Raw genomic sequence first — 13,930 nt, 5'->3', positions numbered from 1 at the left:
CTCGCGGTTGGTAAAAGTATTATGTGTCGGCAATACGATTTTCATAACTAAATGCATGTAGGCAATTTCTGGTAAAAAGTAAAACATGGGAAGTGATCTGATTTGAAATGTCCTTATTGCGCCTATCTGGGCACAAAGGTGCTTGATTCAAGGCCGGCCAATGAATCGAAATCGATTCGTCGTCGTCGTGAGTGTGAGCAATGTAGCCGTCGATTTACAACTTTTGAAATGGTGGAAGAAACACCGCTGATCGTCATCAAGAAGGACGGCAGTCGTGAGGAATTTAGCCGGGACAAGATTCTTCGTGGCCTGATCCGGGCTTGTGAGAAACGTCCGGTCTCTGTGGAGACACTTGAAATGATGGTATCTGAGGTAGAGAAGTCTCTGCGAAATACAGCCGATGCTGAAGTAGAGAGCCGTCAGATTGGCGAACTACTGATGGAACAGCTATTTCCAGTGGATGAAGTAGCCTATGTGCGCTTCGCTTCGGTGTACCGTCAATTCAAAGACATCAATATGTTTATGAAAGAACTCAAATCCCTATTGTCCAAAGATGACAACGTGGATTAGTGAAACGGGTAAAAGGGGAAGAGCATTCTGGGGTTACCATCTGTGTGTTCCAGTAAAAAGGTTGTTCTTCTCCAATCACTTTAGCTTCAAGAAAAAGTTGTTGACAGCAAAAGCTGTATTTTATATGATATAGGAGTCGCCTGCGGAGCATTGCAGATTTGGACAACTTGTTATATTCATAATTTGGGGCCTTAGCTCAGCTGGGAGAGCGCATCGCTGGCAGCGATGAGGTCAGGGGTTCGATCCCCCTAGGCTCCATACAAGAACATCATATGGACTCTTAGCTCAGTTGGTAGAGCAGTTGACTCTTAATCAATTGGTCCAGGGTTCGAGTCCCTGAGAGTCCATCAAAAAGAACGGCAGAGATGCCGTTCTTTTTTTATTAGGAGACAACTTGATTGCTTTTATACAGTTACAGAGTCTTTAAGTGGCAAAATGCTTAACTATATGACGAAATTGTCGTGCTGCGCCACGGGAAGAAAAACAAATTCCTGACCCGACTTGAATAGAAAAACAAAAACCAGGGTGCTGTAAATTAGCAGCCTGGTTTTTTGGGGAGATTTGAATTACGCACAAGTCTCGACTAGGCTGCATTTTACTTCTTCGCGGCGTTTGCGCAAGTAGGAAATACGGAAGAAGGTAGCAGCAGTTACAGCAGCCAGAATGACGCTCGTTGCGCCGATCCAACTGATGTAGCTCAGTGATGCCTGCTCGACGACAACACCGCCAAGACCAGCACCAGCGGCCATGCCAAGATGCAAAACGGAGGTATTCATACTAAGCATAATGCCCGATGCCTCTGGAGCAAGTGACAATAAATAAAACTGCTGGGTTGGGCTCGAAGACCAAACGGTGAAAGACCAAAACATCAGAAGTGGGAATACGATCAACGGCGTTTGCCCATCTAGTGAGAGCAGAACTAGAGCCATGGTATTAAACAGCATTCCGATGACTAATGTGCGGGGAGCTCCCCATCTATCGGTGCTGTAACCGCCGAATTTAGAACCAAACAAGCTAGCGATACCGAAAGAGAAGAGTGCGATGCTTACGCTTTGCTCGCTTAATTTGGTTATGGTCAGCAAGTAGGGCGAAATATAGGTGTAAACAACCGAGTATCCACCAATCCACATGAAGGCGACAACCAACGCGATCGCAATTTCAGGTTTCTTCAACAGTGCAAACTGTTTGCGAATCGGAACAGGCGCCTCGCCATTGGATTGGGGTATAGCAATAAGGATTAAGAACATGGCAAACAAACCTAGTAGACCGATAACGCCAAAAATGAGCTTCCAATCATAAACCGAAGCGGCGACTCTTCCAAGTGGAACTCCGATAATTAAGGAGGCACTGAAACCCATTATAAGAGTTGCAATTGCACTTCCTTGTTTGCCAGGTGCAGCGAGCTTGGCAGCAACCGTCAATGAGGTAACGAGAAACACGCCGGTACTAATCGCGAGAACAATACGCGATACGAGCAAGAATGTAAAGCCGGGTAACGCGACGGCAATCAGGTTGCCTACTGCAAATACACCAAGCGCATAAAGGAGAAGTTTACGTCTCTCCATACGTGCAGTGACGGCTATGACGATCGGTGTGCCGAAGGCATAGGCCAGAGAAAAAACGGTAATCAGCTGACCTGCGACCGATACGGAGACACCTACATCTGCAGCCACCTTATCCAAAATCCCTGCAATAATATATTCGGATGTCCCAACTAGAAAGCTAATAATAGCCAGCATATAAATTTTCAATGCATTCGACATACTGGTAAAGCTCCTCTCTATACTTCAATGTTTTATATTTCTAGTTCTATAGAAATAATGTTCAAAAAAAATTACTCCAGCAAATAAGGCGCATATTTCTGTGCCATTTCGCGGTTTACGCTGTAGTAGATATACGTTCCTTCCTTGCGGAGGTTCAACAGTCCACAGTCTGTCAATTGCTTCAAGTGATGGGAAAGCGTTGAGCTGGCCACTGATTCCAGCTTAGACTCGATATCAGAGCAACACAAAGTTGTCTCCTCCGTAAGGAGTAAGGCAATTTTGATTCTCGTGGGTTCTCCGAGCGCTTTGTACACTTTAATAGCTTGACGCACATTCGCATTTTCTTCTACCATCGTAAATTCACCTTTTTTCTAACTGTAGTTATTTCTATATCCGTAAAAATAATGTAGCTCACCTTTTTTTGAATGTAAACAGAGAATAAGACTGTGTAGTTATTTTAACAGATGAGTCGCTTGGGCTTTCCGTCAAAATAGCTACCACTTTGCCAGGCTCTCATGCCGGGAACACCTGAAATCTGGTGCTTCCGGCTTCTTGGGTTCGCAGCCTGAATCGGCTCTCCCCGCAACATGATTAAACTTTGAGTTAAAAAAGGATAGGATGGAATGTTTTATTTGAGACCATTATGTAAAAGTAACTTGCGTTGTAGAATACGGTTGAAATTTTTGCCATACTTATGGCGACAATCGTAAAAGCTATTTATAATTGAACGCTAGTATTCTGGAGGAAGCCACAATGTTAAAATAGTCATACAGAGACGTTTATCAGGCATCATCCCTCATCAGTAAGTGGAATGAGTGACCCCAGAACGGACGATTAGTTTAGTTTCCCGCTAACAGGCATAACAGTCACGGAGGATAAGAAAATGAACAACTCGGAATGGGCAGAGTCCTATTTTCCAATATATATAGCAGACAGCATTCAATCATTATATAGTACGTCAACCATGCCGATACATAGAATCCATGAGAACTTGACCGTTCTATTGGCTGTTTCAAGTGGCAAGGGCTCACTTCATCTCGACGATCACATCTACGAACTCACCGATGGGATAGTAATCCTTATTCCGGCGAAGAGTGATGTTGTAATACAGGGGAATCAGATGCATCCTCTTCATATATACACGCTATCCATCAGCACACAAGAACAGAAGAGATCACTGCCCGTGCAAGCCATGGGGCGGTCCAGTGTGCTTGCGTCAGGAACCCTTATTGAGTTCTATGAACCAACGATTGCAGCTCAGCTTGAGGAGCTCTATATGTATCGTTTACCTGGCAATGAAGTCAGGCATATGCGTAACCAGATTCTGTTTCATCAAGTACTGATGAGTCTTTTGGAACGAATGGAAGCAAAATATATTGCGAGTGAGCAACCGTCTATGGAACGCAGCATCGTATTTATGGAGAACCATTTTAGTGAGAAAATAACAACTGAAGGACTTTCCGAAATTGCGGGGGTCAGTCGATCTCACTACTCCACTCTTTTTAAGCAGCTAACTGGATTCGCACCGAATGAGTATCTCTCACGCTTGCGTGTTCACCGTGCCAAAGAGTTATTGATTGGCGGGTCCACTTCACTTCGTGAGATCGCGCTGAAGGTTGGATATAAAGATGAATTCTATCTTAGTCGTCGTTTCAAGCAGCAAACAGGAGAGAGTCCATCAGGTTACACACGTCGCAGACCTTCTCAACAAGTGGCTGTGTGGTGTGCACCTTATGCAAGCCATCTAATGTTACTTGGAGTGGAACCAGCGGTCGTAATCTCAGAAAGCAGCGAATATGTAAGCACAGAGGGAGTTAGCCCACCTCAAACGATACATTTTATCCATTCTGACAGTTCACCTGAACAAATAAAGTCCGTATTACTAGATGCTAATATTGAGCTCATCATTGCAGCGAATCAGCATCTACATATGAACGGATTAAGTTCTGAACGTCTGAGATCCATCGCTCCTATTGTTGAAATTGCGTGGATGGAGCTTGGGTGGAAAGAACATCTGCGGTTTATCGCACAGGCAATTCAAAGATTGGAGAAGGCAGAACAATGGCTGGCAGACTTTGAAAGGGAAGAACAGCAGGCACGTGAAGCCATTCAAACAAGCCCGATTGTGAATGAGACACTGACCATTCTCGTCATAAAACCGGATACCTTACAAATATATGGAATTAGAAATGTCGGATATGTGATGTATCAATCGCTCGGATTACGACCTTCGGCCAAGATTGCCCAGGAAATAGAGAGGTTTGGCGACCAATTTCATTCGGTTACTATCCAACTGTCGCAACTTCAGGATTACGAGGGCACTCGTATGCTCGTCATTGTTTTTCCAGATGAAAAAGGGTCAAAGGCTCATTCAGAAGGTATATTTAACTCGGAATACTGGAAAGGGCTTGAGGCAGTGAAGCGAAATCGGATCTATCATCTGGAGCAGGAAGAGTGGATACCCTACAATCCGGTTTCCATTCGTTTGCAGCTCGGACGGGCTGTATCCTTGTGGACTGCCATCCAATAATCCAAAGGTTTTCTCAAACAAAAAGGCATGGTTAGGTTCATCCTGCATGCCTATAATTAGCTATTGTAATGAGAATGATTTTCATATTCAAAGAGAAAAGGGAGAGAGTCATCTAATGAGAAAGCTTTTTGTTCCATTTATATTAGTTCTGGTATTATTGCTTAGCGCTTGTGGAAGCAACTCAGCCAAAGATACAACGGAGAATGCAACTACATCCAACGAATCCAATTCTTCGAACACGGATTCAGCAGGTTCTTCATCCGAGTCAGATTCGGGCACGTTCACTTATCAATCGGAGACAGGTCCTGTGGAAGTTCCCTCCCACCCGCAACGTGTGGTTGTGCTGACCCGATTCCTGACAGGAAACGTGATGGCACTGGATGTACCGCTGGTCGGTGTGGATGAAATGTCCAAGGAGAACCCAAATTTCAAAGATAAACTAGCGAATACAGAGGCGGTTACCGATGAAAGTCTGGAGAAAATTATTGAATTGAACCCAGATCTAATTATCGGCCTGTCTGATATCAAGAACGTAGACAAGCTGAAGCAAATTGCTCCAACAGTCACCTATACATATGGTAAGGTGGACTTCCTCAAGCAACAACTGGAGATCGGAAAACTTGTGAACAAAGAAAAAGAAGCACAGGCTTGGGTTGAAGATTTTGACGCTCGAAGCAAAAAAGTAGGGGAAGAAATCAAAGCTAAAATTGGCGCGAATGCGACTGTATCCGTTATTGAAACGTTCAATAAACAACTTTATGTTTATGGCGAGAAATTCGGACGTGGAACGGAAATACTGTATGATCAATTCGGTTTAGGCATGCCAAATAAGGTCAAGGAAGCTACCAAGAAAGACGGATTCTTTGCTGTATCGAACGAAGTATTGAAAGACTACATGGGAGACTATGTAATATTCAGTAAAAATGCCGATGAGGACAATTCGTTCCAAAATACCGAAACATACAAAAATATTGATGCGGTGAAAAATAATCGAGTATTCGAAGCGGATGCCAAGGCATTTTACTTCAATGATCCACTGAGCATGGAATACCAGCTGGAATTCTTTATCGAACATTTTCTTGGCAAGTAAACCTTGAACGCGATGAAAAATAAACGACTTCCTTTTCGGTTTGCAACCAAGCTGCTGGGTAGTGTACTCGTACTTATCGTGTGTTTCATCATCGCCATGATGTTTGGCGCAGAAGAAACGACATTTCGCAATCTGTGGCTGACCCTGACCTCTGCGACGAAGAACGATAATATTCTTATTCTGCGAGAGATCAGACTTCCACGGGAACTCGCTGCCATGCTGATTGGAGCGGCTCTCGCCGTCTCCGGAGGCATCATGCAAGGAATTACTCGCAATCCGCTGGCTGATCCTGGACTGCTTGGTCTGACTTCAGGGGCCAATATGGCACTCGCCCTGGCTTTTGTTTTTATGCCATCACTCGGATATTTTGGAATTATGGTTGCTTGTTTTGTTGGTGCTGCACTTGGAGCAGTTTTGGTTATTGTGCTTGGCTCGATGCGGAGGGGGAGCTTGTCTCCAATTCGGGTAGTGCTGGCTGGGGCAGCGGTATCCGCTTTTATGTATGCCATCTCGGATGGTATCAGTATCTTTTTCAAAATTTCCAAGGATGTATCCATGTGGACTTCGGGAGGACTCATCGGAACGACATGGGGGCAGATTCAAGCTATTGCGCCTGTCATACTGATTGGTTTAGCTGTAGTTCCGTTTCTTTCCAACCAGATTAACATTCTTAGCTTGAGCGATGAAGTGGCGACTGGACTGGGGCAGAAGCTTGTACTCGTCAAAACTGTTCTGTTCCTGCTGGTCATCGTACTTACCGGAGCGTCGGTTGCATTGATCGGAAATATGGCCTTTGTCGGCTTAATGATCCCGCATATTGTCCGTAAATTGGTAGGCACGGACTATCGGTATATTATACCCGTATCCATTTTTGCCGGAGCATCGTTTATGCTGCTTGCCGAAACACTGGGTCGAACGATAAATGCACCTTACGAAACACCGGTGGTCGCCATTGCTTCCATGCTTGGTTTACCTTTCTTCCTGTTCGTTGTGCGTAGAGGGGGCAAAGCATTCTCATGACAATGTCTGCGCGAATTCGCAAGCAACGACTGATTCTGCTCGTGTGTTTGCTGCTGATCCTCATTACAGCTGTGGTAGGTATGAGCTGGGGTTATTCCTCGTTGTCTTTCAAAAGGGTAATTCCGGTGTTATTTGGCCAAGGCACATTCAAAGAAGACTTTGTTCTGTTTTCGGTCCGATTACCTCGAATTTTTATTACATTACTAGCTGGTATGGCGCTTGCGCTGTCAGGCTCTATTTTGCAAAGTATTACGCGTAATGATTTGGCCGATCCAGGCATCATCGGAATCAATTCAGGTGCAGGTGTTGCTGTTGCGATCTTCTTTCTGTATTTCCCGATTGAAGCGGGCACGTTCGTTTATATGTTGCCGTTAGCTGCTTTTATCGGTGCATTACTGACTGCGGCGCTCATCTATCTGTTCTCCTATAGTCGGACTAAGGGACTTGATCCCCTAAAAATGGTGCTGGTCGGGGTTGGATTCTCGATGGCGCTATCAGGTATCATGATTGTCATCATCTCTTCCGCGGAGCGATCCAAGGTCGACTTTATTGCCAAATGGATATCCGGAAACATATGGGGGGCAGACTGGCCATTCATATGGGCTTTGCTGCCTTGGCTGATTGTGTTAATCCCGCTTACTTTGTTCAGAACCAGACGGCTTGATCTGATGGGGCTGAACGAAGAAACAGCGATCGGAGTGGGTTTGAAGCTTGAGCGGGAACGCTTGGTACTCATGGTGATTGCTGTTGCAGCCGCCGCATCTGCTGTATCGGTTACGGGAGGGATCGCGTTTATCGGTTTGATGGCTCCACACATTGCCAAAGCGCTGGTCGGTCCACGTAATTCGTTATTTATTCCTGTTGCCGTTCTGCTTGGAGGATGGCTTCTATTAATTGCCGATACGGTTGGGCGCAACCTGGTTGACCCTGATGGAATTGCAGCTGGAATTATGGTCTCCCTAATCGGTGTGCCGTATTTTGTCTATTTATTATTGAAGAAATAATCTAAAAAAGTTTTAGACTAATTCAATACTCAGCTAATCAGGCTATCTTTTTGTCGTCAAGACAAGGGATGGCCTTTGTTTGTAGTTTTGACGGTGGAGGGTGAACTCAGGCAACCCAATATGACTTGATTTGTGTGATAAGATAAAATAGGCACAGTTTAAACCGATTCTAAAAGATAGGTGGAATTACCATGACAGATGTGGGCCAATTAGCTTCAATATTTGCAGATTATTCTTATAAAATAGATGGAATCAATCGATTGGTTTTGCAACCCAAAAGTATATTGCGTGAATTCAGAACATTAAATCATGGATTTCTTTTTGTGGTACGGGGAGAAGCCAGTATGTCAGTAGATGGAACGTTATACGAGTTACAGCCCGGGTCTGTTTTTCATGCAGCACCTGGCATGCAGCTGGACTCACAAGTGAAAGGCCATTCGGAGTATGAATATTATTTACTGTTTTATAGTTTTGACCAATTGGAAAAGGGCGACAGTGTTCAGGAATGCGACTCTCATTTCAAATTGGAATCCGGTGCCAATCCAAGGGTTGTTGAATTACTGGTCATGCTGCAGGAACAATTGCACGCGCAAGGGGGAATTGGCAAACTGCGAGTCAAAGAATTATTTTTGAGCATCATGGTTCAGGTTTTTACAGGCTGCAGTCAACGGGAAAGTGGAACTTCGCCGAGTGAAAAGGTGATTGAGCAAGCCATCTCTTATATACATGGACATTACATGAATCTGCTGACACTGGATGAGCTAGCAGAGTTACATGGCATGAGTTCAAAGCGTTTCTCATACTTTTTTCACAAATACACGGGATTCCGCCCAATTGACTATGTCATCCATTATCGCATGGAGAGGGCAGGGGAGCTGTTGAAATCAGGTAGTTATTTGATTCGCGATGTTGCGATCAGTGTTGGTTATACCAATCCGCTCTATTTCAGTCGAATTTTTAAAAGTAAATTTGGTGTTTCTCCTTCGGAATACATGCATCTTGATTAAGCCTCCATTAGACAATAGTACATCCCAAATTGGTGATTTGTGCATTCGCATTTTCAATGATCCTTGCTATAGTATTAAATGATAATGAGAATCATTATTATAAAAGGTTGGAAGGTTGACTGAGATGAATACAATAAAAGCTCTTTTTTCTCTCGATGCGTCCTCGGTCGTTCTAACCATGCAGGAATAAATTGAAGAATGTTGGACAAACCAATTCGGAAATGAGGGTATTCAAGATGAAAGATCATGAAGTGTTTGATGTAACGATTATTGGTGGTGGGCCTGCCGGATTATTTTCAGCTTTTTATAGCGGTTTGCGTGAAATGAAAACCAAAATCATGGAATTTCAGCCCTATCTGGGCGGTAAGGTGCATGTGTATCCTGAAAAAATGATCTGGGATATAGGGGGATTACAACCCGTTCCGGGCGCACAACTAATCGAACAAATGGTCAATCAGGGGCTGACTTTCCAGCCAGAGGTTGTTCTTGGAGAAAAGGTCACCTCCATATCCAAGGATGAGCAAGGACACTTCGTACTGCACACCGCTTCTGAGGAAAAACATTACTCCAAAACTGTGATTTTAGCTATTGGTGGAGGAATTCTGAAGCCGATTAAACTGGAAATTGAAGGTGCAGAACGTTTCGAGGTTACGAACTTACATTATACAGTCAAATCACTGTCCCGTTTCAAGGACAAAACGGTTCTGATCTCGGGTGGCGGTAATGCGGCGATTGATTGGGCAAACGAGCTTGCCCTTATTGCCAAACAAGTCTATTTAACGTATCGGAAAGATACGCTGAAAGGCCATGAAGCTGAAATATCACGTCTTGAGAACAGTTCAGTCGAATGCCTGCTTAATACAACGATTGAGAGGCTGGTCGCTACAGACGATCATCAACAGATTGAGACGGTTGTGCTAAAACGTAATGAGGACGGAGCTTCATTGGAGCTGGCCGTGGATGAGGTCATCATTAACTACGGTTATGAGCGGGACAAGGCATTGCTGGTGAATAGTCATATTAAAATTGATATGAAGGATCATTGGATCGCAGGCACACCAGTCAGCGAAACATCTGTTCCGGGCATTTTTGCTGCCGGAGATATTTTGCATCATGAAGGGAAGCTTCATTTGATCGCAGGAGCGTTCCAGGACGCAGCCAATGCCGTGAACAAAGCCAAACTATACGTAACACCCGAAGCCAATACACATGGAATGGTTTCCTCACACAATGACTTGTTCACGCAGAAAAACCGTGAGCTGATGAAGCATCTATACACCAAATAAAATACACAAACTAAAATGGTCATCATAAAAATCTTCGTTCAATATCAAAAAAGCCGCTCACCGTCAGCATGACGAGGAGCGGTTTCTTTTTCACAAGCCGACGATCTCGTCGGTCTGCTTAATTAATTAGTGTAAGGCTCATGTTTTAGCGTTTAACCGCTTCTCCAGCGAATACTTCAACGTTCATTGGAGCGGCCATGAATGCTGCTGCTTGTTGAACGAAAGCCTGGAAATGGGCGCTTGCATTATGGGAAGCTGTAGCGGCTTCGTCTTTCCACAGCTCAATCATCGTGTAGTGATGTTCGCGTTCAGTACTTTTGGCGAGATCATAGCTGATGTTGCCTTCTTCATTACGTGTTGCAGGGATCAGCACTTTTGTAGCTTCCAAAAAAGCTTGTTCCTGGTCTGGTTTAACTTGCAAGTGAGCGTGAATGATAATCATAATATTCAACCTCCATTAGTGTATTTAGAATGTTGTTATTGTTTGAAATGTAACTGGTGCTGGAGCACGTAAAACATTGACTGATATTATGCCCAAGTCGTAATTGTCTCAACAGGCAGACGGTAGGAAGGGTGACCTTCTTTGGCCGATTTACCGATCGAGATCAGCATAACGGGTTGGTAACGATCTTTATCCATACCGAATGCTTCAGCAATTTGATCTTTCTCATAACCACCGATTGGGTTAGTATCATAACCATGAGCACGTGCAGCGAGCATCAATTGCATGGAAGCCAGACCTGCGTCAATCAGATTGACATCGCGAAGAGCGGAAGCGGGCATATTTTCGTAATAAGGCATTACAGTTTTGAGCTGCATATCCTTGACTTCCTGTGGCATATAACCAAGCTCTACCGCTTTACCAAAAATTTCGTCCATGTACTCGACATTGTTCATATCAATAAATACACCAACGACTGCTGCGGAAGTCAAAACCTGATTTTGGTTGAATCTGGCGAGAGGAGCAAGTTTTTCTTTGCCTTCAGCCGTATCTACAACAAGAAAACGCCAAGGCTGTAAATTGATGGAAGATGGGGCGCGAGAAGCTTCTGACAGAATTTCTGTCATTTCTTCACGGCTGATTTTAACTTCAGGATCGTATAGTTTTACAGACCGGCGGCCGTAAGTAATTTCGTTAAAATCATTTGTCTTTTGAAAAGTGCTTTGGAATGTACTCATGTATGATTCTCTCCTCTATATATGGGTTTAGAAATTGTTTTGCATTCGTTCCAGGAAATCGGCGAGAGCGTAAACTTCATCTTCGTTGAACCCCTGTAAAATCTGGTTAATATAATTGGTTTTCTCTGCCTTGTAGCCTTCAATCTGCTTCCGACCATGGTCCGTCAGACGAACAAACGTTACCCGGTTATCATCGGGATTTTTACGTCTCGTGACCATCAGGTCCGCCTCAAGCTGTTTCAAGTGACGTGTGATTGCAGCACTATCGATGTTGATGATTTTCTGGAGCATGGACTGGTTAATCTCGTCCACCTGATCCAACTCATGCAAAATCTCAAAGCGAGAGGAACTGATACCAGTACAGCGTTCGAATTTGGGACTAATTTTATTCCCCAGTACGTTCAGCAGATTGATAATCTGCTCTTCTTTGGAAACAATACGTGTCATGACTAGACCTCCCGGGTGAATCTCGACCATGAACAACGGCTTATGTGAACAAAATACATAAAGTGCCATTATACAGTGCCATTGCTTAGTCAGTGAAATCTGCTAAGTTAATCTTTGACGTATCAATATTTGATGCATCAATCATTGATGGCTCAATTAATATATCATGAGTATTTTGATTTTGCAACAGGGTAGTCATGAGAAGATAAATCCATCTATTCCAAAGCGAAAGTCTTCTTAGTTCCGTAGGTGTAGGTTATCCAATTAAGTAACTATATATCGATTTCCTGCCGGACGATAATAGCATGTGGGAGCGCTGCACGAGTCGGTTCAGTTTATCCTGGATTAGAGTGATGAGTCTCTTTGCAATGCATTAGACTTTCCTATATACTTCAAGCTATTGATCAATTAATTACTAATGAATGGAGGCGTGATTACCATGGCTAAAGATGCAGCGGTGTCGGTTAATCGACGTAGTGATATCATATCCGCAGCTATTGAGGTGTTTGCTGAAATCGGCTATTTTCGGGCGACCACAGCTCAAGTAGCAGAAAGGGCAAATATTTCGCAACCGTATATCTTTCGTTTTTTTAAAAGTAAAGAGGCTTTGCTTCTAACAGCGCTGGAGGTATCTTGGACGCGAGTAATTGATTCATTCCGAGCGGTGGTGGAGACAGCTACTCCAGATCAATTGGAGAACGAGTTAACAGAAGCCTATGAGGAGATTCTTAAATCTCACAAGAACGAAATTTTGCTGCAAATGCAGGCTCAGACGATTCAGGAGGAAGTCATCCGTCAAGCCATGCAAAAAGGGTTCACTGAGGTGCGAGATATGGTATTGGAAGCTTTCACAGCAGCAGGCAGTGCCAACCCAAAGCAAAGAACGTTAATATTCCTGGCAATTGGCATGTTATGTAATATATCGACCTCACTGCATATGCCAGAGCTTATGGATAGATAGAAAGGGAAGAATCCCTTTTTGCATTTTAGTTATTGATCAATCACTAAATATACGTTATATTGTGTTTAAGTAAGTAATTGATTAATAACTAATTGAGAGAAAGAGGTTGAGATGAAATGAACAGAGCAATCGTAGTTGGGGCAACAGGTGGAACGGGCGCAGCAATTACAGAGGAATTGATTAAACGTGGCATTTCTACAACCATTTTTGGTCGCTCACGTCAAAAACTGGAGCAACTTGCGGTAAAGCTTGGTTCCCCTGATTACCTTCAAATCGCTGTGGGAGATGCGTTCCGACCTGATGATATAGTAGCTGCTTCACTAGGAGCTGATGTAATGTTTCACTGTGCGAATGTACCTTATAACGAAATGGAGAGTAAGCTGATCCCTTTGGGTGAATCCGTTATGGAGGCGGCAGAACAACTGGGCCTGAAGGTGGTCGTCATTGACGGGATTTATCCTTATGGCAGAAGACAAATGAAAGAAGTGACTGAAGAACATCCAAAGCAGCCGCATACTCGAAAAGGCAAAACTCGACTTGCCTTTGAGCAGATGTTATTTAGCGGTCAATGGCGCAAAGCGCAAGTGATGATTGTTCGATTGCCTGATTATTATGGCCCTACTGCCAATCAGGCTTCATACCTGGGGTCTACGCTTGAAGCAATAGCGGAAGGGAAAATGACTTTTTTTATCGGAACTATGAAAACGCCACGAGAATATGTCTATTTGCCAGATGCGGCGGTCATGGTTGTGGAGTTGGCGAGCAGAGATGATGCCTACGGGCAGAACTGGAATATTCCTGGTGCTGGCGTAATATCGGGCAAGGAAATCGTACGTATTGCACAAGAGGTCGCGGGTAAAGCGAAACCGGTCATAGCCCTCGGCAAAACAGGACTTTCGCTGCTTGGATTGGCCGTACCGGTAATGAAAGAAATTGTTGAAATGTTATATTTGACAGAAGAACCGCTGGTGTTGAGTAAAACGAAATACGAGGCCAACATTGGGCCGGTGAAGATGACTTCTTTTGAAGAAGGGATTACACAGACGATAGGTGAGCTGCAAAAGAAATAATTG

General features: G+C 44.0%; 14 protein-coding genes and 2 tRNA genes. 11 read left to right on the top strand and 5 right to left on the bottom strand.

Going from position 1 to position 13,930, the window contains the following annotated elements; genetic code table 11:
- Positions 1-102: 102 nt before the first annotated feature.
- The 3 genes from nrdR (at position 103) to ACR1R9_RS17500 (ending at position 917) form a co-directional block, all read left to right on the top strand.
- Positions 103-570, top strand: coding sequence for a transcriptional regulator NrdR (gene nrdR / locus ACR1R9_RS17510; protein WP_076289773.1), 468 nt, complete (start codon positions 103-105; stop codon positions 568-570).
- 185 nt (positions 571-755) lie between these two features.
- Positions 756-828 (top strand) — tRNA-Ala (locus ACR1R9_RS17505).
- A gap of 16 nt (positions 829-844) precedes the next feature.
- Positions 845-917 (top strand) — tRNA-Lys (locus ACR1R9_RS17500).
- A gap of 219 nt (positions 918-1,136) precedes the next feature.
- On the opposite strand, the gene ACR1R9_RS17495 is transcribed toward ACR1R9_RS17500, so the two are convergent.
- Positions 1,137-2,333 (bottom strand): MFS transporter, encoded by a 1,197-nt coding sequence (locus ACR1R9_RS17495; RefSeq protein ID WP_433923100.1) that lies wholly within the window; start codon positions 2,331-2,333, stop codon positions 1,137-1,139.
- Positions 2,334-2,404: 71 nt separating this feature from the next.
- Complete coding sequence (locus ACR1R9_RS17490) at positions 2,405-2,686, bottom strand: ArsR/SmtB family transcription factor (protein WP_063568292.1); 282 nt, start codon at positions 2,684-2,686, stop codon at positions 2,405-2,407.
- Between the two features lie 530 nt (positions 2,687-3,216).
- Between ACR1R9_RS17490 and ACR1R9_RS17485 the strand changes: the two genes are divergently transcribed.
- From ACR1R9_RS17485 to ACR1R9_RS17460, 6 genes are all read left to right on the top strand, one after another.
- Entirely contained in the window at positions 3,217-4,863 is a 1,647-nt protein-coding gene (locus ACR1R9_RS17485) for an AraC family transcriptional regulator (RefSeq protein WP_433923101.1), read from the top strand.
- A gap of 115 nt (positions 4,864-4,978) precedes the next feature.
- Entirely contained in the window at positions 4,979-5,953 is a 975-nt protein-coding gene (locus ACR1R9_RS17480; protein WP_433923102.1) for an iron-hydroxamate ABC transporter substrate-binding protein, read from the top strand.
- A gap of 12 nt (positions 5,954-5,965) precedes the next feature.
- Entirely contained in the window at positions 5,966-6,973 is a 1,008-nt protein-coding gene (locus tag ACR1R9_RS17475; RefSeq protein ID WP_326067731.1) for a FecCD family ABC transporter permease, read from the top strand.
- Positions 6,970-7,977 carry a FecCD family ABC transporter permease gene (locus tag ACR1R9_RS17470; protein ID WP_310852496.1) on the top strand — a complete coding sequence of 336 codons (1,008 nt, stop codon included), beginning with the start codon at positions 6,970-6,972 and terminating at the stop codon, positions 7,975-7,977. The genes ACR1R9_RS17475 and ACR1R9_RS17470 overlap by 4 nt, the downstream gene beginning before the upstream one ends.
- A gap of 191 nt (positions 7,978-8,168) precedes the next feature.
- Entirely contained in the window at positions 8,169-8,984 is an 816-nt protein-coding gene (locus ACR1R9_RS17465) for a helix-turn-helix domain-containing protein (RefSeq protein WP_099853622.1), read from the top strand.
- A 236-nt stretch (positions 8,985-9,220) separates the two neighbouring features.
- Positions 9,221-10,270: an NAD(P)/FAD-dependent oxidoreductase gene (locus tag ACR1R9_RS17460; RefSeq protein WP_433923103.1), complete on the top strand. Its 1,050-nt coding sequence runs from the start codon at positions 9,221-9,223 to the stop codon at positions 10,268-10,270.
- Positions 10,271-10,415: 145 nt separating this feature from the next.
- On the opposite strand, the gene ACR1R9_RS17455 is transcribed toward ACR1R9_RS17460, so the two are convergent.
- From ACR1R9_RS17455 to ACR1R9_RS17445, 3 genes are all read right to left on the bottom strand, one after another.
- Entirely contained in the window at positions 10,416-10,712 is a 297-nt protein-coding gene (locus tag ACR1R9_RS17455; RefSeq protein ID WP_053783565.1) for a putative quinol monooxygenase, read from the bottom strand.
- Between the two features lie 86 nt (positions 10,713-10,798).
- Positions 10,799-11,449: a nitroreductase family protein gene (locus ACR1R9_RS17450; RefSeq protein ID WP_076289766.1), complete on the bottom strand. Its 651-nt coding sequence runs from the start codon at positions 11,447-11,449 to the stop codon at positions 10,799-10,801.
- Positions 11,450-11,476: 27 nt separating this feature from the next.
- Positions 11,477-11,896 carry a MarR family winged helix-turn-helix transcriptional regulator gene (locus ACR1R9_RS17445; protein WP_099853618.1) on the bottom strand — a complete coding sequence of 140 codons (420 nt, stop codon included), beginning with the start codon at positions 11,894-11,896 and terminating at the stop codon, positions 11,477-11,479.
- Positions 11,897-12,335: 439 nt separating this feature from the next.
- Here ACR1R9_RS17445 and ACR1R9_RS17440 point away from each other — a divergent pair, with 439 nt between their 5' ends.
- Positions 12,336-12,857 carry a TetR/AcrR family transcriptional regulator gene (locus tag ACR1R9_RS17440; RefSeq protein ID WP_076289764.1) on the top strand — a complete coding sequence of 174 codons (522 nt, stop codon included), beginning with the start codon at positions 12,336-12,338 and terminating at the stop codon, positions 12,855-12,857.
- Positions 12,858-12,973: 116 nt separating this feature from the next.
- Positions 12,974-13,927, top strand: coding sequence for an NAD-dependent epimerase/dehydratase family protein (locus tag ACR1R9_RS17435; protein ID WP_433923104.1), 954 nt, complete (start codon positions 12,974-12,976; stop codon positions 13,925-13,927).
- Positions 13,928-13,930: the final 3 nt, after the last annotated feature.

This window comes from Paenibacillus taichungensis (assembly GCF_050994985.1).
Classification (GTDB): domain Bacteria; phylum Bacillota; class Bacilli; order Paenibacillales; family Paenibacillaceae; genus Paenibacillus; species Paenibacillus taichungensis.
Note: the sequence above shows the minus strand (reverse complement) of the source record. Positions and strands in the feature narration are given on the sequence as shown.

Coding starts and splice junctions, on each gene's coding strand:
- ACR1R9_RS17495 (WP_433923100.1), bottom strand. CDS start 2,333: ATGTCGAATGCATTGAAAATTTATATGCTGGCTATTATTAGCTTTCTA.
- ACR1R9_RS17490 (WP_063568292.1), bottom strand. CDS start 2,686: ATGGTAGAAGAAAATGCGAATGTGCGTCAAGCTATTAAAGTGTACAAA.
- ACR1R9_RS17485 (WP_433923101.1), top strand. CDS start 3,217: ATGAACAACTCGGAATGGGCAGAGTCCTATTTTCCAATATATATAGCA.
- ACR1R9_RS17480 (WP_433923102.1), top strand. CDS start 4,979: ATGAGAAAGCTTTTTGTTCCATTTATATTAGTTCTGGTATTATTGCTT.
- ACR1R9_RS17475 (WP_326067731.1), top strand. CDS start 5,966: ATGAAAAATAAACGACTTCCTTTTCGGTTTGCAACCAAGCTGCTGGGT.
- ACR1R9_RS17470 (WP_310852496.1), top strand. CDS start 6,970: ATGACAATGTCTGCGCGAATTCGCAAGCAACGACTGATTCTGCTCGTG.
- ACR1R9_RS17465 (WP_099853622.1), top strand. CDS start 8,169: ATGACAGATGTGGGCCAATTAGCTTCAATATTTGCAGATTATTCTTAT.
- ACR1R9_RS17460 (WP_433923103.1), top strand. CDS start 9,221: ATGAAAGATCATGAAGTGTTTGATGTAACGATTATTGGTGGTGGGCCT.
- ACR1R9_RS17455 (WP_053783565.1), bottom strand. CDS start 10,712: ATGATTATCATTCACGCTCACTTGCAAGTTAAACCAGACCAGGAACAA.
- ACR1R9_RS17450 (WP_076289766.1), bottom strand. CDS start 11,449: ATGAGTACATTCCAAAGCACTTTTCAAAAGACAAATGATTTTAACGAA.
- ACR1R9_RS17445 (WP_099853618.1), bottom strand. CDS start 11,896: ATGACACGTATTGTTTCCAAAGAAGAGCAGATTATCAATCTGCTGAAC.
- ACR1R9_RS17440 (WP_076289764.1), top strand. CDS start 12,336: ATGGCTAAAGATGCAGCGGTGTCGGTTAATCGACGTAGTGATATCATA.
- ACR1R9_RS17435 (WP_433923104.1), top strand. CDS start 12,974: ATGAACAGAGCAATCGTAGTTGGGGCAACAGGTGGAACGGGCGCAGCA.